This window comes from Belliella alkalica, assembly GCF_022549785.1.
In the GTDB taxonomy this organism is placed as follows: domain Bacteria; phylum Bacteroidota; class Bacteroidia; order Cytophagales; family Cyclobacteriaceae; genus Belliella; species Belliella alkalica.
This window is the reverse complement of record NZ_JAKZGO010000006.1, coordinates 1-19,353: the sequence shown is the minus strand read 5'-3', so window position 1 is coordinate 19,353 and position 19,353 is coordinate 1. Positions and strand designations below refer to the sequence as shown.

Below are 19,353 nucleotides of genomic sequence, written 5' to 3'. Positions count from 1 at the left end.
TTTTTTGAATATTAATTATTTACACTTCTCCTTCTGGCTATTTCTTTTTTGATCAGATCAAATTCCCTGGAACTTTGTCCTGAAACAGAAGTGTTTTCCTCGGCTCTTCTGCCAAGATAAGGCATGACTTTTTCTACTGGGCCATACGGGACATATTTGACTACGTTGAATCCTGCATTGGCCAGGTTGAAGGAAATGTTATCACTCATTCCGTAGAGTTGTGCGAAATACACACTTTTATCATTTGGATTTATGTTGGCCTCTTCAACCAATTTAGTCAAAAGCAAATTGCTTTTTTCATTATGCGATCCTGCTACAAGACTTACGTGCCCATTGTTTTCTACGCAAAATTTTAGTGCAGCATCAAAATCTCTGTCCGATGAAGCTTTGTCCGGTTGGATTGGGCTTTTGTAGCCCTTGCTTTTAGCTCGTTCCCTTTCTTTTTCCATATATGCGCCACGGACAAGTTTAGCTCCAAATTTATACCCTTTGTGAGCTGCGACTGCTTTTGCAGCTTTTAGTCTTTCGAGCATATCATGGCGATACATTTGGTATGTATTGTAAACAATACAATCTTCCATATTGTATTTTTCCATAGCAGCATATGCCAAATCATCAATCACATCCTGAAACCAAGACTCTTCGGCATCCACTAGGATTTTTGTTTTGGCCTTGTAGGCTGCATTGCATAGCTCGTCAACTCTTTTTTTCAAGTTTTCAAATGCAATTTCTTCCTTGCTATTCAAAGTTTTTCCTTCCTGAACTTTGGTCATGATTTCATAACTGCCAAGACCAGTCACTTTGAATACAGCAAATGGAATATTTTCGTCACCTGCTGAGCGTTCTATTGTTCTTAGAATCTCGTTTTTGGTAGCTTCATAACTGGCTTCATTTCCTTTTCCTTCTACTGAGTAATCCAAGATTGTCCCAATATTGAAAGCAGCCAATTCATCCACTGTTTTCTGGCAATCTTCTATACTTTCCCCTCCGCAAAAATGTCCAAACATGGTTTTTTTCATCAATCCTTTGATTGGGAAATTGATTGCGAAAGCCAAATTCGCCATTTTGATGCCCAATTTTACGGCAGTATTGTTGTTCATGGTAGCGAAAATGAGATACATTTTCCGCAACTCGGTATTGGATTTAGAAGCAAAAGCTACTTCTAGATTTTCCAAAGAAATTTTCGTTTTTATGGGCATATTCTGTAAATCGAGGTGCAAATATACGCTATCAATCAAAGCCTTCCAAACCATATATGGCATCTGAAGTGATAGTTTAAAGATTTTTTATGAGTATCTGCAATGTTGCACTTTGGGTAAAAAATTACTTTTTAAGTTGCGGATACTCGTCAGCATACAACAGCCCACAGTCAAGAGGGCCACAAATCGTTCATCTGACAATCTATTGTTTGGCTACGTGCAAGAAAACGGATAGTCATAATATTTTTCATCATGTATCTACGCTGCTTAGCTATTCGCTAAAAATAAGTTTCTCAAGCAAGGTAATTTTATTACCGTTTATTGTTGAAAAATGAAGGTTGTTGACAATATCATGGTTTGTTTACACAAACACTTTCAAAGAAGTGTAAAATCATATTTTTTAATTCATGGAATTGCAAGTGTTCTATTTTTCAAACTAAAAAAAAACATAGGCTTGTTTTTGGTGCATGATTCTTGACAATTTTCTTTACTCACCAGTTGACCACTCAAAAACCGACTCTTTTCTATGATTTTTGATCATTTGGAGAATTGTTGAAATGTGTTTTGTGTATAAATGCCTCAATATGTAGAATTAAAACTCAAAATGGGGTCTTGTAAATTAAATAGAAATTTTATCGAAGAAAAAATTACCATGAGCAAGTTTAACTTTAAAAAGACACCTATAAATTTGCTTTTGGCAATTTTTATTTTGTTCTCATTTCCGAATAATGCGTCTGCATTTATAATTACAGAGGATCCAATAGAGGTTTCAGGTACTGTCACAACTTCAGATGGGGTTGCAGCTCCAGGGATTACAGTGGTTCTCAAAAACACCAATTTGGGAACAGTCACCGATTTGGACGGAGCTTACTCACTTGAGGTTCCTGAAGAAAATAGCATATTGAGGTTCTCTTCAGTCGGGTACAAAACGCAAGAAATTGCCGTTGGAAATCGGACGATCATCAATGTGGTAATGGAAGAAGATTTGGTTGGGTTGGATGAAGTTCTGGTGGTGGGGTATGGAACGACAAAAAGAAGTGATTTGACTGGGTCAGTTTCCCGTGTCAGTCCTGAAGAGGTCAATGCTTTTCCAACCTCCAATGTTTTGCAAGCACTTTCCGGTAGATCAGCCGGTGTTCAAATAATTCAAAATAATGGTGCTCCAGGTGGAACTATCAATGTTAGAATCAGAGGGACTAATTCGATTCAAGGTGGTAATGACCCTTTGTATGTAATTGATGGTTTTCCTTTTTCTGGAAATCCTACCAATCTAAACAATGCAGATATAGCGAGTATTGAGGTGCTAAAAGATGCTTCTGCTACGGCCATTTATGGTTCGAGGGGTGCTAATGGTGTAGTTTTGATCACTACAAAAAAAGGTAGGGCAGGACAGTCAACCGTTGAGTTTGAATCAAACTATGGTGTGCAATCTTTGAGAAATAAACTTGACTTGATGAATGGGTCAGAATATGCCACATTACAAAATCTACAAGCAGAGAATGATGGTCAAGCCCCATATTTTACACCCGAACAGATACAAGGCTTTGGACAAGGTTTTGATTGGCAGGATTTGATTTTTCAAAGTGCACCAATCAGAACTACCTCGCTGAATTTTACAGGTGGAAATGATAAAACAACCTATGCAATCGGTGGGAGTCATTTGGGCCAAGAAGGTATAATTAGGGGAAGTGATTATAACAGATATTCGCTCAAATTCAATATCAGCCATACCGTCAATAGCAAAATGAAGTTGGAAATGTCAAACATTTTGACCCGACTGAAAACAGATAGAAGGGATAGTGGAGGTGGAACTCGAGGTAGCTCAATGATCGGAGCGGCGATTTCTGCAGCACCAATATCAAGGCCTTTCAATGAAGATGGTTCTTACACTGTATTGGCTAATGAATACCCATTTATGGCACCAGATATTATCAATCCACTTAATTTTATCAATGAACAAACAAATACAGTTAGGGCAAATGTAATTTTATCAAATGCAGCATTTGTTTATAATCCTATTCCTGAATTGACAATCAGGATTTCAGGAGGAATCGAAAACAGAGATGACAGAACTGACAATTATCAAACTCGAAATTTTTTCAACTCTCCAGGAGTAGCTTCTGTCAGCACTTCACAATTCACAAGTTTACTTAGTGAAAACACAATAAATTACAACAAAACCTTTGCTGATAGACATCAACTTGATGCATTGATTGGATTTACATATCAGGATTTCACGACAACTTTTCTAGCAGCAAATGGTGTGGGTTTTCTTAGTGATAGCTTTGGAAGTAGCAATTTGGGAGCTGCAGAGACTCCAGGGATCCCTTCATCGGGCTATGCAAAATCTGTTTTACTATCTTATCTAGGTCGAGTCAATTACAGTTTTGATAATAAATTACTCTTGACTGCGAGTTTTCGTGCAGATGGCTCCTCAAGATACAGTCCAGGCAATAAATGGGGATTTTTCCCATCTGGAGCTATAGCATGGAGAATTTCAGAGGAAGGATTTCTTCGTGATAATTCAGCCCTTTCGGACTTGAAACTTAGAGCAAGTTGGGGAAAAACAGGGAATCAAGCTATTTCACCATATGCCACACTCAACAGACTTTTTCCAGGAAATACTGTTTTCGGAAATGAACTTTTCACAACACTTTCACCAAGTACAACTTTGCCAGGAAATCTCAGATGGGAAACTACAGAGCAATACAATTTTGGATTGGACTTTGGTTTGTTGAATAACAGGGTCTTTTTGACAGCTGATTATTATATCAAAAACACCACAGATCTCCTAAACACAGTGACTTTGCCGAGCTCTTCGGGATTTACCACAACAATCCAAAATGTAGGCGAAGTGCAAAATAAAGGTTTGGAATTGGGAGTAGATGCGGCAGTTTTAAATGGGAATTTCAAATGGAATATCAATGGCAATATTACTTTTAATAGAAATAAAGTCATTGCACTAAACAATGGTGAATCCATCTTAGGAGCTTTTGTAAATGTTTTGGTGGTTGCTGACAATATCAGTATCCTTCAAGAAGGAAGGCCAATAGGACAATTTTGGGGGTTTCAAGAAGATGGGTACAATGAACAAGGTAGGATTCAATTCAGGGATTTGGATGGTGATGGTGTCATTACAGAAAATGACAAGACTTTTATAGGAGACCCCAATCCAGATTTCTTCTATGGATTGAATTCCAACATGTCCTTCAAAAACTTTGACTTGAATATTTTCTTTCAGGGAGCTTATGGAAATGACATATTCAATATCAGTGCTATCCCAAGTACCATGGATTATGGTCAAGGGCTTAATATGCCTAGGGAAGTTTTGCTTGACAACTGGTCGCCACAAAATCCAAATGCAAAGTACCCAATCATAAGCAGGACAAATTCAGTTAGAATTTCAGATCGATTTGTAGAAGATGGATCATATTTGAGATTGCGGAATATTCAATTGGCATATAATTTCCCAATACAAAATTGTGGTTGGAGAGCTGTAAGTCAAGCCCAACTTTATGTAAGTGGACAAAATCTGCTGACATTCACAAAATATTCATGGTGGGATCCTGAAGTCAATTCCCGGGGTGCTGACACACAAGCTGGAATAGATCATTATAGCTATCCGGTCCCAAAAGTATTAACAGTAGGTGTCAAATTGGGTTTTTAAACCAGTTTCTTTCCAGTCAACATTAATCGAAGAAAATGAAATCATCAAATATATACTCAAAAAATAAAGACATCAACAGACTTCAGTTTAGAACTTGGATGGTGTTAATTCCCTTTATGTTCTTGGCTTCATCCTGTGAAGATCTTTTGGAAGAAAATCCAAGAACTATAGCAGCAGAAAACTTTTACAATACAGAAGAAGAAGTCCGAAGTGCTGTAAATGCCATCTATTCACCTTTGAGAATGGAAATGGCAGAGCAGTTTGCTATCTTGGATACACACACTGATTGGGGATATGGCCGAGGGAGTCGAGCACAATATAATGACTTTGAAGGATTCAATGCAGGAAATATCAATGCCACTACAGTCAGGTGGAATGCCTATTACTTGAGCATCAGAAATGCAAACCTTGTTCTTAGGTACGCTCCCGAAGGAAGTTCCATTTCTGAAGAAGCGCTTGCCAGAAATATTGGTGAAGCGAAATTCCTTAGGGCATTAGCGTATTTTGATTTGGTCAGAAATTGGGGTGGAGTGCCAATGCGTATGGAAACAAACCTTGATCAGCTGGATTTGTCCAAGAGTTCGGAAGAGGAGATTTTTGAATTGATAATTAGTGATTTGACAGATGCTGAGCAAAAGCTTCCTGAGGTGCAACAGCAAATAGGAAGACCTACACAAAATGCAGCAAAGACACTTTTGGCACATGTCTATCTTACCTTAAATCGTTTCGATGAAGCAAGGACAAAAGCCGCGGAAGTTATCAACAGTGAAAGACATTCTCTAGTGAGAGTGACATCAGTAAGGGATTTTCAAGTCAATCTTTTTGGTCCTGACTTGACTACTACTACAGAGGAAATATTTCACCTAAAATATGCTAGGGAAGTAGCTCAAGGAAATTGGCTTCTGTGGATAGTCAATCATCCAAGTACTAACCTTTATAATTTTGGAGGTGCATTTGCACATTATGCTTTGTCCACAGATCCTTTTTATGCGAATTGGCAAGATGGTGATTTAAGAAAAGCATTATGGATTCCAGTAGATTTTGGGATGGGACCCAATACTTTGGTGACCGGAAAATTCATCGATAATCAAGCAATATCTAATCGAGGTGCTGGCAATGATCTTCCGATTTACAGATATTCAGATGTGCTTTTGATGTTTGCAGAAGCTTCAAGCAGAGCTGCAAATTCTCCTACAGAAGAGGCTCTAGATGCATTGAATCAAGTGCAAAGAAGAGCTTACGGTTTGGATCCAAATGTTGCTTCAGATATTGATTTTCAATTAGCTGATTATGATTCGGAATCTTTTTTGGATTTGATCTTGACGGAAAGAGCATATGAATTCCAGTTTGAAGGAAAGCGTTGGCTTGACTTAAAAAGAACAGGAAAAGCGGCTTCAGTAATTCAGGAAGGAAAGGGCAGGACTATTGCAGAAAAGCATTATTTATGGCCTATTCCTTTTGAGGAGCTAAATCTGAATAAAGGACTAGACCCAACAACAGATCAAAATCCAGGTTATTAGTTAATCGAGATACTGAAAAACTAAGTGGGGTTTAAACAAAGCCATACTTCTTTTTGAGAGAAACAGAGATAGTTCGTGCTTTTGAAATAGTATCCTTAACATCAGATAAAAGAGTAGCATGAATTTTACTTTAAATTTCATCTTCTGAGTTCAAGATATGCTATGGTTTCAAGTGATTTATTCTGTGGTTTTGCTGATAATACAAGTTATATTGACGAATAACCTATAATTCTTTTTATTTTTATGATTTAATTTTTGTAAAAAGAAATGCATTTATATATTTGTCGCAAGTTAAAATAATGAAAACAATACAAGCAAAATATTGGTGGTGGCATTTGACTTCTTTTCAAGGGGAAGAACCTAACGCTATTGTCTAAAATGTAACGCTTGTTAATAGATATTTAGGCTTGCTGGTTTCTCCCAGTAAGCCTTTTTTTATGCAAAAAAATCACCAAAAAATTACAGGTAATGACAAAAATCAAACTGAATACCCAGTACAAAAAGCTTTTGGCTGACACCATTACACCTGTGAGTATCTACCTACAAATCAGGGATAGGTTTGCCAATCCCATTTTGTTGGAAAGTTCGGATTATCATGGTCAGGAAAATAGCTACTCTTACATTTGTTTCAATCCTTTGGCGTCGTTTTCTTTTGATGGTACTGTAATCAAAGAAGAGCTTCCTTTGGGAAACAGCTCAAGTTATACTTTGTCTGATGGGAAGAAGCTTATTGATGCGTTGAGGGCTTTTTCGGCTAGATTTGAAGAAAAATCTCTTAACCTGAAATTTATTACCAATGGACTTTTTGGATATATGCAGTACGATACTGTTTCCAGGTTTGAAGATATTGATCTCAAAAATACCAAAGAGTCAAAAATCCCGATGATGCATTATGCTGTTTATCAAAATGTGATCGTAGTGGATCATTTTAAAAACGAAATGCATATTTTGGAGCATCAGGTGGAAGGAGCAGAAAAACCCGATAATATCTCCCAACTTGAGACAATCCTCAACAATAAAAACATTCCTTCATATTCATTTAAGTTGGAAGGTGAAGAAGTATCAAATTATACAGACTCTGAGTTCTTGGATATTTTGAAGAAAGGTCAAGAGCATTGTTTTAGGGGTGACGTTTTTCAAATCGTAATTTCCAGAAATTATACCACCAAATTCAAAGGAGATGAATTCAACGTTTACCGAGCACTACGCTCAGTAAATCCATCACCATATTTATTCTATTTTGATTATGGATCCTACAAAGTATTCGGGTCATCACCAGAAGCACAGATAGTAGTCAAAAATAATGTAGCCACCATTTTCCCAATTGCTGGAACTTTCAAAAGAACGGGTAATGATCAAGCAGACGCAGAATTGGCGCTCAAGCTATATGATGATCCCAAAGAAAATTCAGAGCATGTGATGTTGGTCGATTTGGCAAGAAATGATTTGAGCAGATCTTCTGTAAAAGTAAAAGTTGAAGTGTTCAAAGAAATTCAATATTATTCCCATGTGATTCACTTAGTTTCCAAGGTGACAGGGCAATTGCCAAAAGATGCCAATCCATTACAGCTTGTAGCGGATACCTTTCCGGCAGGAACACTCTCAGGTGCACCAAAGTACAGGGCAATGGAATTGATAGATGAATTGGAAAATACATCCCGAAAATTCTATGGCGGAGCCATTGGGTTTCTAGGTTTCAATGGGGATTTCAACCATGCGATATTGATCAGATCCTTTGTATCAGAAAACAACCAACTCCGATTCCAAGCAGGAGCAGGCGTTGTAGCCAAATCATCCATTGCCTCCGAGCTCCAAGAAGTCACCAACAAACTCGAAGCCCTCCGAGTCGCTCTAAAAGCCGCGGAGACTATTTAGGGATTGTAAGATCTTGTCCGCCGTGGCGGATTGTAAGATTGAAGCAAATTTAAAGGTTGAAACGTTTGAAAGTTGTAAGGTTGTTGGGAATCATTGAATTGTGAGCTAGAGAGATCTAATGTTGTTGGTTCGTTAAAAAAAAGAAAAGTTATAAAATTGAAAATATTGGGTAATAGTATAATTAGTTTGCAATACGATTTGAATTGAAATGATATGGCAAAGGTTTCGGCATTTGAAGATTTGGAAATATGGAAGGAAGCTGTAAGAATTGCAGTTGAAATATATAGATTGGCTGATTTAAGTCCATTAAGGAATGATTATAAGTCAAGAGATCAAATTATTGGAGCGGCGATTTCAATTTCAAACAATATTGCTGAAGGATTTGAATACAACAATAATAAAGTGTTTGTCAAATACCTACACTATGCAAAAGGATCAGCTGGAGAAGTTAGAAGCCAACTTGCAATCTTGGTTGCAGCGGGTAGAGTAAACAATCAAGATTATGAAAAACTAAAAATGGATTTGTTCACCCTTTCTAGTAAAATAAAATCATTCATAAATTACCTCAATACATACAATCAAAAGAATAACAAATAATAGAAAAACACTTTAATTGCTTAGCACTAATATCATAAATATTTGTAATCAAAATAATCAACCTAAGAGCCTAACCTTAAAACCTTCCAACCCTAATCAAATCTTAAGAAACTAAAATAACTTAGAATTGATATCATAAATAATTGCAATCAAAATAATCAATCTCAGAGCCTAACCTTAGAACCTTATAACCTTCCAACTTTCCAACTCTATCACCCTCTCAAAACTCTAACTATATGAAAATACTTGTCCTTGATAATTACGATTCGTTTACTTATAACTTGGTGTATATCATCCGTGAACTTGGTTTTGGTGATCAGATGGATATATTCCGTAATGATAAAATCAGTGTGGAGGAGATTGAGAAATATGATAAAATCCTGCTCTCTCCTGGTCCTGGAATTCCTTCTGAAGCGGGAATTATGCCCGAATTAATTAAGAAATATGCGAGTTATAAAGATATTCTTGGAGTTTGCCTAGGACATCAGGCTATTGGCGAAGCTTTTGGTGGAGGCTTGATCAACTTATCTGAAGTGGTTCATGGCTTGGCTTCGGAAGTTTCTGTAGAAAATGATCCATTATTCAAGGATCTGCCAAAGAAATTCAATATTGGCAGGTATCATTCTTGGGTGATAGATGAACAGACTCTGAGTCCTGAACTTGATGTGATCGCACGTACACCTGACAATCAAATCATGGCTGTAAGACATAAAAAATACAATGTTAAAGGGCTACAATTCCATCCAGAATCTGTTCTTACAGAACATGGGGTAGCAATGATGAAGAATTGGCTAGGTTGAGGAGAAGCGAGAGATTAGATGCTTGAATTAAGATGTGATAATTGAGACATGAGACATTAGAAATCAGACATGAAACATGAGATTTGAGACAAAGGTATCTTGCCCTGAAGAGCCAGTTCCGATAATTTCGGGAGGCACTTGACACAAACATTGGGTTGAAACCCAATGCAATGGTAAATGTCTGATTCACTTTTGCTCTGGCGGGGCAATTGAATAACTGAAGAGAATAAAGAAAAATAAAAAAAAGTGTCAACTAATTTCAGTACCTGACAAATCCTCCACGGATGACAAGTTCTTCCAACTTTAAATTCTTCCAATTCCTAAAACCTTCTAACTATATAAAAATGAAAGAAATACTTAACCACTTAATAGAGCATCGGACATTGAGTAAAGAACAGGCAAAAGAAGTTCTGTTAAAAATCACTTCCGGTGAATACAACCAAAGCCAGATAGCAGCATTTTTGACAGTTTATATGATGCGATCCGTAACTGTGGATGAACTTGGTGGTTTTAGGGAAGCGATGCTAGACCAATGCGTTCCGGTAGAAATAGCCGAGTACGATGCCATGGATCTTTGCGGAACAGGAGGAGATGGGAAAGATACTTTCAACATTTCCACTTTGGCTTCATTTATTGTAGCAGGAGCTGGGCAGAATGTCGCCAAACATGGAAATACCGGCGTATCTTCCATTTGTGGATCATCAAATCTGCTTCAAAGCTTCGGTTATGAATTTACCAATGATGTCGATAAAATCAAGAAAAGCCTAGATGAAGCTGGGATTTGCTTCCTTCACGCACCGCTTTTTCACCCTGCAATGAAAAATGTAGGACCAATTAGAAAAGATCTAGGTGTCAAAACATTTTTCAACATGCTCGGGCCAATGGTAAACCCAAGTTTCCCAAAAAAGCAATTAGTTGGAGTATTTAGTTTAGAATTGGCGAGGCTTTATGCATATCTTTATCAAAATCAGGAAGGAAGTTTCAGTATTCTTCACGCATTAGACGGATATGATGAAATTTCCCTTACAGGGGACTTCAAGATGATTTCTCAGGAAGGTGAGAAACTCTTCGGTCCAGCTGATATCAATTTGCCAATCCTTGAAGCGGAAAGTATAAGAGGTGGAGAGACCATCTTAGAATCTGCAGAAATATTTGATTCTATCCTGAAAGGAAAAGGTACAAACGCCCAAAACTCAGTTGTTATTGCGAATGCTGCAGCTGCATTACACACAGCAGATGTATCCTTACCATTTGCCGATGCGGTCGAAAAAGCCACAGCATCCTTGCTCTCGGGAAAAGCACTTGAAAAGTTCAATGCTTTGGTCAATCCCAAAAAACTCATTTCATTTGCCTAATTAGTTAAACATGAATATTTTAGATAAGATAATTGCATTCAAAAAAACAGAAGTTGCAGAGAGAAGCAGTATAGTTCCTGTAAAATTATTGGAAAAGAGTATCTATTTTGAATCTGCTGTAGTTTCGATGAAAGACTATATTTCCGATCCTGAAAAAACGGGGATCATTGCTGAATTTAAAAGGAAATCTCCGTCAAAAGGAGATATCAATCCGAGTGCATCAGTAGAGACTACAAGCATTGGGTATATGCAAGCAGGAGCTTCGGCCTTGTCTATTTTGACAGATCAAGAATTCTTTGGGGGAAAAAATGAAGATTTGGTTACAGCCAGAAGATTCAACTTTTGCCCACTGTTAAGAAAGGATTTCATCATTGAAGAATATCAAATCATAGAAGCTAAATCAATAGGTGCTGACTGCATCTTGCTGATTGCAGCAGCTTTGGAGCCTGCAAGACTAAAAGAATTAGCAAAGTTTGCGAAATCACTTGGTCTGGAAGTTTTGATGGAAGTGCATGATGGAGAAGAACTTGCTCTGTCAGTCAATGAATACCTTGACCTTGTAGGGGTAAACAATCGCAGCTTGAAGACATTTGATGTTTCATTACAAACTTCCTATGATCTAGTAGATAGAATTCCAAATGAATTTGTAAAGATTTCTGAAAGTGGAATTTCAAGACCAGATACTTTGGTTAGCTTGAAACAAGTGGGTTTTGAAGGGTTTTTGATAGGTGAAAATTTCATGAAATCCAGCCGACCACATCAAGCAGCTTATAATTTCATGAACGAATACAGAGAATTGTTGGGTGCAGCAATGGGACAAACGACAGAGAAATGAAGCTGAAAGTTTGTGGAATGCGGTCTGAAGAGAATATCAGGGAGTTGATAGCCCAAATCAATCCAGATTGGATGGGTTTGATATTTTATCCCAAATCACCAAGATTCGTACCGCAAAATTTAGCAGATTCCATTGTTGATTTGCCAATTAAGAAAGTTGGTGTATTTGTCAATGCTAGTTTGGATGAAATCAAAACATCCATTAGAGACTTTGGAATTCAGATCATACAGCTTCATGGAGAAGAGTCCCTAGAATTCACCAAGTTGGTAAAAGAAGATACAGGCCTGGAAATATTCAAAGTATTTTCGATCAAAGATGATATCGACTGGAAAACCTTGGAAGTATTTGTTCCTTTTGTTGATTATTTCCTGTTTGATACGTTTACCAAAGGGTATGGAGGAAGTGGAAAGACATTTGATTGGGAGGTTTTGAAAAATTATCCCTTCGAGAAGCCATTTCTTTTGAGTGGAGGATTGAGTATCGAAAACATTCCCGATATACAAAAGCTTAAATTAGAGATTCCTCAACTCCTAGGTCTGGATATCAATTCAAAATTCGAAATCGATCCAGCATTGAAGGAAATTGGGAAAATTAGGGAGTTTAAGGAAAGAATTTCAAGTGTGGTTTGAGAAACGAGAGACTAGATGCGAGAGATAAGATACTAGATTCGAGTCACCTCGACGACAGTAGAGGTCTCGTCCCTATTTGAAACTGGAAAGTTAAAATTGAAGTAGGGGTGTGAAATTCAGTATGAGATTTCTCCTTTTAGTCGAAATGACTTGCCTATAAAACGAGAGGTTAAGTATAAAAAAAGTGTCAAGTATTTTCAGGACCTGACAAAAGCTTGCCTCGGTGAATATCGAGGATACAAGAGTCAAGACAGAAATTACATTCCGGATTGCCCTGAAATGCCTGTCCCGTAAATCGGGAGGCATTTGATCTTAACATCGGGTCATGACCCGATGTTAAATAATGATTCGATTATAGCAAATTATAACACCGATCATAAATTATAAAAAAATGATTAAAGTTGACGAAAAAGGATTTTATGGGAAGTTTGGAGGAGCATATATCCCTGAGATGTTGCATCCAAACATTGAGGAGTTGAGAGACAACTATGAGCAAATAGTTGCTACAAGTGAATTTCAGGAAGAATTTCAATCTCTATTGAGGGATTTTGTAGGCAGGCCTACACCGCTTTATTTTGCGAAGCGGATGTCGGAAAAATATGGAGCAAAGATCTATTTCAAAAGAGAAGATTTATGCCATACAGGTGCACACAAAGTCAACAATACCGTTGGACAAATCATCTTAGCCAAAAAACTCGGCAAAAAAAGGATCATTGCTGAAACAGGTGCTGGTCAGCATGGTGTAGCTACGGCCACAGTTTGTGCCTTGATGGGGATGGATTGTACGATTTACATGGGTGCATTGGATATCCAAAGACAACGTCCCAATGTGGAAAGAATGAAGATCCTCGGTGCCAAAGTAGTACCAGCGACTTCTGGAAGTCAGACGCTCAAGGATGCAACCAACGAGGCAATGCGCCAATGGATCAACAATCCGGTGGATACGCATTACATTATCGGATCAGTGGTTGGACCACATCCATATCCGGAAATGGTAGCCAGATTTCAATCTGTGATATCCGAAGAGATCAAAAAGCAATTGTTGGAAAAAGAAGGGACAGAAAATCCAGATATCGTCATCGCATGTGTAGGTGGAGGAAGTAATGCTGCAGGAGCATTTTACCATTACTATAATGTGCCCGAAGTTAGGCTCATTGCCGCAGAAGCAGCAGGTTTGGGGATTAGTTCTGGTAAATCAGCAGCCACTACAGCGCTAGGTACTTCGGGGATTTTGCATGGTAGCAAAACACTCTTGATGCAGACAGAGGATGGCCAAGTGATAGAACCACATTCCATCTCAGCAGGCTTGGATTATCCTGGGATAGGGCCGGTTCATGCGCACTTGTTTGATATTGGAAGGGGAGAATTTGTAGCAGTAGAAGATGAAGATGCCATGAAGGCTGGAATCGAGCTAAGTAGAATGGAAGGAATCATCCCAGCCATAGAAACTGCCCACGCCATTCATGCTTTGAACATGATAACGTACAAAAAAGACGATATTATTGTCATCAACCTTTCTGGACGTGGAGATAAAGACTTAGATACCTATATCAAGTGGGGAGGGTATTGAAGGAGAAATGGTTTAAGGATGAAGTTGGAGGAATAAAGGATGATATCAATTAATAACTCAATAATCTTTATTTCGCTTTTGCCAATCTTACAATCTTGAAATCTTCCAATCAACTTTCAAACATTAAAACTTTCCAACTAATTTTAAAATCTTAGAATTCCAATGAACCGAATACATACATTATTTCAAAATAAAAAAGAGCGGGCATTGTCCATCTATTTCACTGCTGGATTTCCAGCTTTGGAGGATACTTTGCCAACTATGCAAGCCATTGAAGAAGCAGGTGCTGACATCATAGAGATAGGAGTGCCTTATTCTGATCCCATTGCTGATGGACCGACCATTCAGGACAGTAATATGATTGCCTTGGAAAATGGTATGAGCTTGAAAAAACTTTTTGAGCAAATCAAAGACATGCGTCAAACAGTAAGTATTCCAGTTGTTTTGATGGGTTATCTGAATCCAATAATCCAATATGGTATGGAAGCTTTTTTGCAGAAATGTAAGGAAGTAGGAGTGGACGGTTTGATTCTCCCGGATCTTCCAATGCAGCAATATTTGGATGAATTCAAGGAAATGTTTGATCAGTATGGCTTGAGCAATACCTTTTTGATTTCTCCGCAAACAAGTGAATCTAGAATTCGCGAAATTGATGAAAATTCCAATGGGTTTATATATATGGTTTCCTCACACAGCATCACCGGAGCTAAAACAGGCATTTCAGAAGAACAAATTTCCTATTTCAAACGTGTTCAAGATATGAACTTGAAAAATCCAAGATTGATTGGTTTTGGAATTTCTGATGCAGAGACATTCACCACAGCATCGAAATACGGGAATGGTGCTATTATCGGAAGTGCATTTATCAAAGTAGTCAAAGACAGCAAAAATCTAAATGCTGATATCAAATCATACATTCAGTCAGTTATTCAATAGTTATGATTATACAACTAAAACAAGACATCACCGACATCCAAAAGGACTCCCTTATCGCTGAAGTCAATCAAATAGGATATAAAATCACAGAAGTAAAAACCCAATTGGGGGATTATTTGGTGGGAATAGGGAAGAAAGATTTTGATATCAGAAGAATCGGGAAAAAAGAAGGGATAGAAGATATACACATTGTTTCAGATGAGTACAAGCTGGTTTCCAAAAAATGGAAAGCCAAGCCTACCTCTATTGATTTGGGAAATGGCATTTTCATCAAAGATGGTGACATGGCTGTTATTGCAGGGCCTTGTTCGATAGAGTCTGAGGATCAGATCAGAAAAGTCATCGCTCATTTGAAAGAGAATAACATCAAAATGATGCGTGGAGGTGTATTTAAGCCACGTTCTAGCCCTTATGCGTTTAGAGGTTTGGGGATCGATGGATTGAAATTGTGGTATGATCTTGCCCAAGAAGCAGGAATCAAAATCGTCACAGAGGTAATGCAGGTTTCCCAAATTGAAGAAATGTATCCTTATGTGGACATCTATCAAGTAGGGGCGAGAAACACCCAAAATTTCAACTTGCTTGATGAACTTGGAAAAGTGGATAAAGCGGTAATGATCAAAAGAGGTATTTCAGGTACAATTGAGGAATTATTGCAGTCAGCAGAATATGTTTTTTCAGGAGGAAATGAAAAATTGATACTTTGTGAAAGAGGAATCAGAACTTATGAAAGAGCAAGCAGAAACACTTTGGACTTGAATGCCGTTCCTATTCTGAAAGCAAAATCCCATCTTCCTGTGATCGTAGATCCTTCACATGGAATTGGTATAAGGGCATACGTGCCACAGATGGCTCTTTCTGGAGTAATGTCTGGAGCTGATGGAATTATCTACGAAACGCACGAAATTCCCGAAAAAGCATATTCTGATGGTCAGCAAACATTGGATTTTGCCCAAAGCTCCCTTTTGGCAGAGCAAATCAGAAAAACCTTTGCTTTGAGAAAGACATTTGCACTTCTTTAGAGAGATGGATTGAATGTCTCGTCTATCTGATTTAAAGATTTGATAAAGTACTGTTTTAATAATAGTTATTAGGTTATCAGTTATCAGTTATCAGTTATCAGTATAGCTCAATTGATTGAAATTGAATGGCTTTTTGTAGAAAAAGTGATAATGATAGGAAGTTGATTATTCTTCCCATTCAATTAAATCAGATTGAAGAAATTTATGAAATGCTTAAATTTGGATATTGGTAGGAGGAATGAAAGCAACAAGGTCTGTGCTTAAAAAAACGAAAAAATATAACCCAAATATAATGATGAGTAAACCGAAAGATTGGGTCTTTACAGATCCAAGGCTCCAAAAAATGAAACAAGATTATGCAGCTTACACTGCAGAAGACTTTGAAGTCTGGAAAATCTTGTTTGAAAGACAGATTGTCAACCTCCCAAAAGCAGCTTCTGTTGCTTATCTGGAAGGAATCAAAGAAGTGAATTTTACAGCAGATAAGATCGCTAACTTTGAAGATGTAAATAGAAGGTTAGCAGAAAGTACTGGCTGGGAAATACAGGTAGTTCCTGGATTGATAGATGATGATCTGTTTTTCGGACTGATGAACAACAAAAGATTCTGTTCATCCACCTGGCTTCGCAAAATGGAGCAACTAGATTATTTGGAAGAGCCAGACATGTTCCATGACGCCTTTGCCCATATGCCGATGTTGACAAATCAGCCATATGTAGATTTCTTGGAAAATCTAAGTGGATTGGCGCTTAAGCATATTGAAAACAAATGGGCCATTGAAATATTGTCTAGGATTTATTGGTTTACCATTGAATTTGGTCTGATACGTGAAAATGGTGAAGTGAAAATCTATGGTGCAGGCATCTTAAGTTCAGCTGGAGAAACAAAATATAGTCTTTCCGAAGAACCAGCACATTTGGAATATGATGTCAAAAAAATCATGAATACCCCATATTGGAAAGACAAATTCCAAGATAAATACTTCATCATCGAGAGCTACGAGCAGCTTTATCAATCTTTGCCTGAAATAGAAGCCGTACTGGAAGAAATGGTGGCGGAAGAAGCGAAGTGAGAAGTAAAGAAAGAGGCGAGAAATGTGATAGGGTGCCCTGAAAAGCCTGTTCGGCATCCTTATCGGGAGGCATAGAATGGTTATCGGTAATGTAGAGAAAAAAACAGAAAAACTGTCAACTAATTTCAGGATGTGACAATCCTAGCATCAAGAACTAAGATTTAGAAAGGATGTTTTCAAATTGCAAAACATCGAAGGTTTTCACAATAAAGCATGAAAAAGCCCAGAATTTTTAATTTTGGGCTTTTTAATTTTAAAAAGAATCATGATTTAACTAAAAAACATTTAATAATTTTCTTTTTATTTTTATATTTGAGAAATGAAATTTTTCATAATAGGTCTAAATTTTATTAGAAATAAAACAAATTAAAATGATTAAAATTAAATTTTATAAATTATTGGTTTTTTGCTCTTTCGTAACATTTTTAGCTTGTACCGATAAGGATGAATTAGAGCCCGTGATTGAAAATCAAGCAGTTCTAAAAATCGATGGAGATGATTTTAATGTTGTCAACAACAATGTTGTTGCTAATGAGAACTGTGAACATTTATTCGTGAACGTTTCTTATCGAGATGAAAACAAAATAAGGTTTAATCTTAAGTTTGATTTTACCCATGATGGAGATTTACGAAAAGTCTGGTATGACGAGTTGATTTTGCCATTAGGTTCAAATCGAAATATTGATATATTTTTAACCCCAAATTTTGATCCAACTTCAACATTTGAAATTTCAAATTTTTCATATAATAAAGAGACTGGGTCCTTATATTTTAATTTTTCTGGGACTATTTTTTTTGAACGTGACAACACTATTCAAAAGAATGTTTCTGGTGAATTGAATGTTAAATCTGTACTGGATACTGATTGTGGAGTTGCTGAAACTGGGGTATTCTATTCTTCAGATATCTTGAATTTATATACCATTTCAAGTGGAGCTTCAAAAAGCCATGACGATCAATCCCAAAGGCATCAGTATTTTTTAAGTTATGGTTATAGCATAACCTTTAGTCTATCAGGTGACTTGTGGGACTTTCCAATCGATGAAATTGTATTTGGTGAAGATCAAGAATTGGATAGAATTGATTTTAGGAAAGCTATCGGTACCAAGGTCGCCAATCAATCTGGACCACCATATCAAGAATGGAAAGATTTTGAAACCAGTGGAAAAATAATTATTGAAAATCGATACACCGAAATAGGAGAAAAAAGGATCAGTGGAAAGCTAAATCTCTTAGTGAAAGATAAAGGTGAAGTTATTTACAAGCTAGACGGAATTGCATTTAAAACATATAGTTTTGAAGAGTAAGTTTTTTTAATTCATTAGTATTAAATGCTCAAGAGAAATTTTGGGCATTTTTAGGTTATATGGATTTAAGATTTTTAGACTATAAAGTTTATTTTTAATTATGGGAGATTTTCAGCTTCACTTAAAGATTTGAATTTATAAATGAATTTAAATTTAATAAAACCTTAATCAATGAAAACGCTCATTGTATTTTTGCTTTTTAACAGATGTTGATACCATTTTTTTGTTTATGGGATTTAAAACACACAATGTTATTGGCATAATTATCTTTCTAGTATTTTAAGGAAAGTAGTTTTTGAATTTAAATTGACTACATTTATCAAAATGCCTAATTGTTAGGGATTTAATGTTTTGTTCATAGTTTTTTTATTGAGTGAGATGTTTTGTCTGAATCTTTTATTCTGACATATAAAATCACTTAGATTTTATGCTTACTTCATTATAAACAAGAAATATTCATGAAAATATTTATTCAATATATGGTAAGCCTCCGATGTAAGTTGATGGTAAAGTCAGAATTGGAGAAATTAAACATAAAGTATAAGTCTGTAGAACTTGGTGAAGTATTACTCACCAAAGATCTCTCGGAAGCAAAAAGAGAAAAGCTAAAAAAAGGTTTGCATAAATCAGGCTTGGAACTGATGGATGATAAGAGAGCTATGCTCATCGAAAAAATTACAAATGTAATAGTCGAAATGGTCCATTATTCTGACGAATTGCCCCTGTTTTGTGCGATGGGACACCCACTCTAAATTTTCATGATAATAGAGATAAGTTCCTGTTGTTGCTCTGTGGGTTTTAGTGGTATAGTTGTATAAGTTTTTGATTCTGGCAGGAATACTTTTATCTGATACATGTTCTTTGTCAGCTCTATTGCACTTGTTGCAGAAAACTCTGCTTTGGCGATTTTAAGCAGTCGTTCCAGCTCCTTAAAGACTGCATAAGACACAAAGCAGATGCAGATGTGTG

Annotated in this window: 15 protein-coding genes and 1 pseudogene; 14 read left to right on the top strand and 2 right to left on the bottom strand. The window is 36.9% G+C overall.

The genetic code is table 11. From position 1 onward, the window contains the following. Nucleotides 1–11: 11 nt before the first annotated feature. Nucleotides 12–1,199 carry a proline dehydrogenase family protein gene (locus MM213_RS08665; RefSeq protein WP_241411793.1) on the bottom strand — a complete coding sequence of 396 codons (1,188 nt, stop codon included), beginning with the start codon at nucleotides 1,197–1,199 and terminating at the stop codon, nucleotides 12–14. A gap of 652 nt (nucleotides 1,200–1,851) precedes the next feature. On the opposite strand from MM213_RS08665, the gene MM213_RS08660 reads away from it, so the two are divergent. The 14 genes from MM213_RS08660 to MM213_RS08595 all read left to right on the top strand — a co-directional run bounded on the left by MM213_RS08660 (nucleotide 1,852) and on the right by MM213_RS08595 (nucleotide 19,136). Further along, nucleotides 1,852–4,866 carry a SusC/RagA family TonB-linked outer membrane protein gene (locus MM213_RS08660; protein ID WP_241411409.1) on the top strand — a complete coding sequence of 1,005 codons (3,015 nt, stop codon included), beginning with the start codon at nucleotides 1,852–1,854 and terminating at the stop codon, nucleotides 4,864–4,866. A gap of 35 nt (nucleotides 4,867–4,901) precedes the next feature. Next, complete coding sequence (locus MM213_RS08655) at nucleotides 4,902–6,386, top strand: RagB/SusD family nutrient uptake outer membrane protein (protein ID WP_241411408.1); 1,485 nt, start codon at nucleotides 4,902–4,904, stop codon at nucleotides 6,384–6,386. A gap of 468 nt (nucleotides 6,387–6,854) precedes the next feature. Next, complete coding sequence (locus MM213_RS08650) at nucleotides 6,855–8,261, top strand: anthranilate synthase component I family protein (RefSeq protein ID WP_241411406.1); 1,407 nt, start codon at nucleotides 6,855–6,857, stop codon at nucleotides 8,259–8,261. A 213-nt stretch (nucleotides 8,262–8,474) separates the two neighbouring features. After that, nucleotides 8,475–8,858 carry a four helix bundle protein gene (locus MM213_RS08645; protein WP_241274729.1) on the top strand — a complete coding sequence of 128 codons (384 nt, stop codon included), beginning with the start codon at nucleotides 8,475–8,477 and terminating at the stop codon, nucleotides 8,856–8,858. Between the two features lie 236 nt (nucleotides 8,859–9,094). Continuing rightward, the gene (locus tag MM213_RS08640) at nucleotides 9,095–9,658 is read left to right on the top strand and encodes an anthranilate synthase component II (RefSeq protein WP_241411405.1); all 564 of its coding nucleotides are present in this window, start codon (nucleotides 9,095–9,097) and stop codon (nucleotides 9,656–9,658) included. 344 nt (nucleotides 9,659–10,002) lie between these two features. Then, nucleotides 10,003–11,013: an anthranilate phosphoribosyltransferase gene (gene trpD / locus MM213_RS08635; protein WP_241411403.1), complete on the top strand. Its 1,011-nt coding sequence runs from the start codon at nucleotides 10,003–10,005 to the stop codon at nucleotides 11,011–11,013. A 10-nt stretch (nucleotides 11,014–11,023) separates the two neighbouring features. Further along, nucleotides 11,024–11,848 carry an indole-3-glycerol phosphate synthase TrpC gene (gene trpC, locus MM213_RS08630; RefSeq protein ID WP_241411401.1) on the top strand — a complete coding sequence of 275 codons (825 nt, stop codon included), beginning with the start codon at nucleotides 11,024–11,026 and terminating at the stop codon, nucleotides 11,846–11,848. Continuing rightward, the gene (locus MM213_RS08625) at nucleotides 11,845–12,477 is read left to right on the top strand and encodes a phosphoribosylanthranilate isomerase (protein ID WP_241411399.1); all 633 of its coding nucleotides are present in this window, start codon (nucleotides 11,845–11,847) and stop codon (nucleotides 12,475–12,477) included. The genes trpC and MM213_RS08625 overlap by 4 nt, the downstream gene beginning before the upstream one ends. 391 nt (nucleotides 12,478–12,868) lie before the next feature. Next, nucleotides 12,869–14,047 carry a tryptophan synthase subunit beta gene (gene trpB, locus MM213_RS08620; protein WP_241411397.1) on the top strand — a complete coding sequence of 393 codons (1,179 nt, stop codon included), beginning with the start codon at nucleotides 12,869–12,871 and terminating at the stop codon, nucleotides 14,045–14,047. A 162-nt stretch (nucleotides 14,048–14,209) separates the two neighbouring features. Continuing rightward, the gene (gene trpA / locus MM213_RS08615) at nucleotides 14,210–14,983 is read left to right on the top strand and encodes a tryptophan synthase subunit alpha (RefSeq protein WP_241411395.1); all 774 of its coding nucleotides are present in this window, start codon (nucleotides 14,210–14,212) and stop codon (nucleotides 14,981–14,983) included. Between the two features lie 2 nt (nucleotides 14,984–14,985). Beyond that, a complete protein-coding gene (gene aroF, locus MM213_RS08610; protein WP_241411393.1) occupies nucleotides 14,986–16,005 on the top strand; it encodes a 3-deoxy-7-phosphoheptulonate synthase in 1,020 nt (339 codons plus the stop codon). Between the two features lie 292 nt (nucleotides 16,006–16,297). Continuing rightward, nucleotides 16,298–17,077, top strand: a complete 780-nt coding sequence (locus MM213_RS08605) for a phenylalanine 4-monooxygenase (RefSeq protein ID WP_241411391.1) — start codon at nucleotides 16,298–16,300, stop codon at nucleotides 17,075–17,077. Nucleotides 17,078–17,448: 371 nt separating this feature from the next. Beyond that, nucleotides 17,449–18,384, top strand: a complete 936-nt coding sequence (locus tag MM213_RS08600; RefSeq protein WP_241411389.1) for a hypothetical protein — start codon at nucleotides 17,449–17,451, stop codon at nucleotides 18,382–18,384. 458 nt (nucleotides 18,385–18,842) lie between these two features. Beyond that, nucleotides 18,843–19,136: a hypothetical protein gene (locus tag MM213_RS08595; RefSeq protein ID WP_241411387.1), complete on the top strand. Its 294-nt coding sequence runs from the start codon at nucleotides 18,843–18,845 to the stop codon at nucleotides 19,134–19,136. Here the strand turns inward: MM213_RS08595 and MM213_RS08590 are convergent. Next, nucleotides 19,133–19,353: pseudogene (locus MM213_RS08590) on the bottom strand (IS1634 family transposase); the annotation flags it as partial. The gene MM213_RS08595 and the pseudogene MM213_RS08590 sit on opposite strands and share 4 nt — an antisense overlap.

Coding starts and splice junctions, on each gene's coding strand:
- MM213_RS08665 (WP_241411793.1), bottom strand. CDS start 1,199: ATGCCCATAAAAACGAAAATTTCTTTGGAAAATCTAGAAGTAGCTTTT.
- MM213_RS08640 (WP_241411405.1), top strand. CDS start 9,095: ATGAAAATACTTGTCCTTGATAATTACGATTCGTTTACTTATAACTTG.
- MM213_RS08625 (WP_241411399.1), top strand. CDS start 11,845: ATGAAGCTGAAAGTTTGTGGAATGCGGTCTGAAGAGAATATCAGGGAG.
- trpA (WP_241411395.1), top strand. CDS start 14,210: ATGAACCGAATACATACATTATTTCAAAATAAAAAAGAGCGGGCATTG.
- MM213_RS08600 (WP_241411389.1), top strand. CDS start 17,449: ATGATTAAAATTAAATTTTATAAATTATTGGTTTTTTGCTCTTTCGTA.
- MM213_RS08650 (WP_241411406.1), top strand. CDS start 6,855: ATGACAAAAATCAAACTGAATACCCAGTACAAAAAGCTTTTGGCTGAC.
- MM213_RS08595 (WP_241411387.1), top strand. CDS start 18,843: ATGAAAATATTTATTCAATATATGGTAAGCCTCCGATGTAAGTTGATG.
- MM213_RS08605 (WP_241411391.1), top strand. CDS start 16,298: ATGATGAGTAAACCGAAAGATTGGGTCTTTACAGATCCAAGGCTCCAA.
- trpB (WP_241411397.1), top strand. CDS start 12,869: ATGATTAAAGTTGACGAAAAAGGATTTTATGGGAAGTTTGGAGGAGCA.
- MM213_RS08645 (WP_241274729.1), top strand. CDS start 8,475: ATGGCAAAGGTTTCGGCATTTGAAGATTTGGAAATATGGAAGGAAGCT.
- trpD (WP_241411403.1), top strand. CDS start 10,003: ATGAAAGAAATACTTAACCACTTAATAGAGCATCGGACATTGAGTAAA.
- MM213_RS08655 (WP_241411408.1), top strand. CDS start 4,902: ATGAAATCATCAAATATATACTCAAAAAATAAAGACATCAACAGACTT.
- MM213_RS08660 (WP_241411409.1), top strand. CDS start 1,852: ATGAGCAAGTTTAACTTTAAAAAGACACCTATAAATTTGCTTTTGGCA.
- aroF (WP_241411393.1), top strand. CDS start 14,986: ATGATTATACAACTAAAACAAGACATCACCGACATCCAAAAGGACTCC.
- trpC (WP_241411401.1), top strand. CDS start 11,024: ATGAATATTTTAGATAAGATAATTGCATTCAAAAAAACAGAAGTTGCA.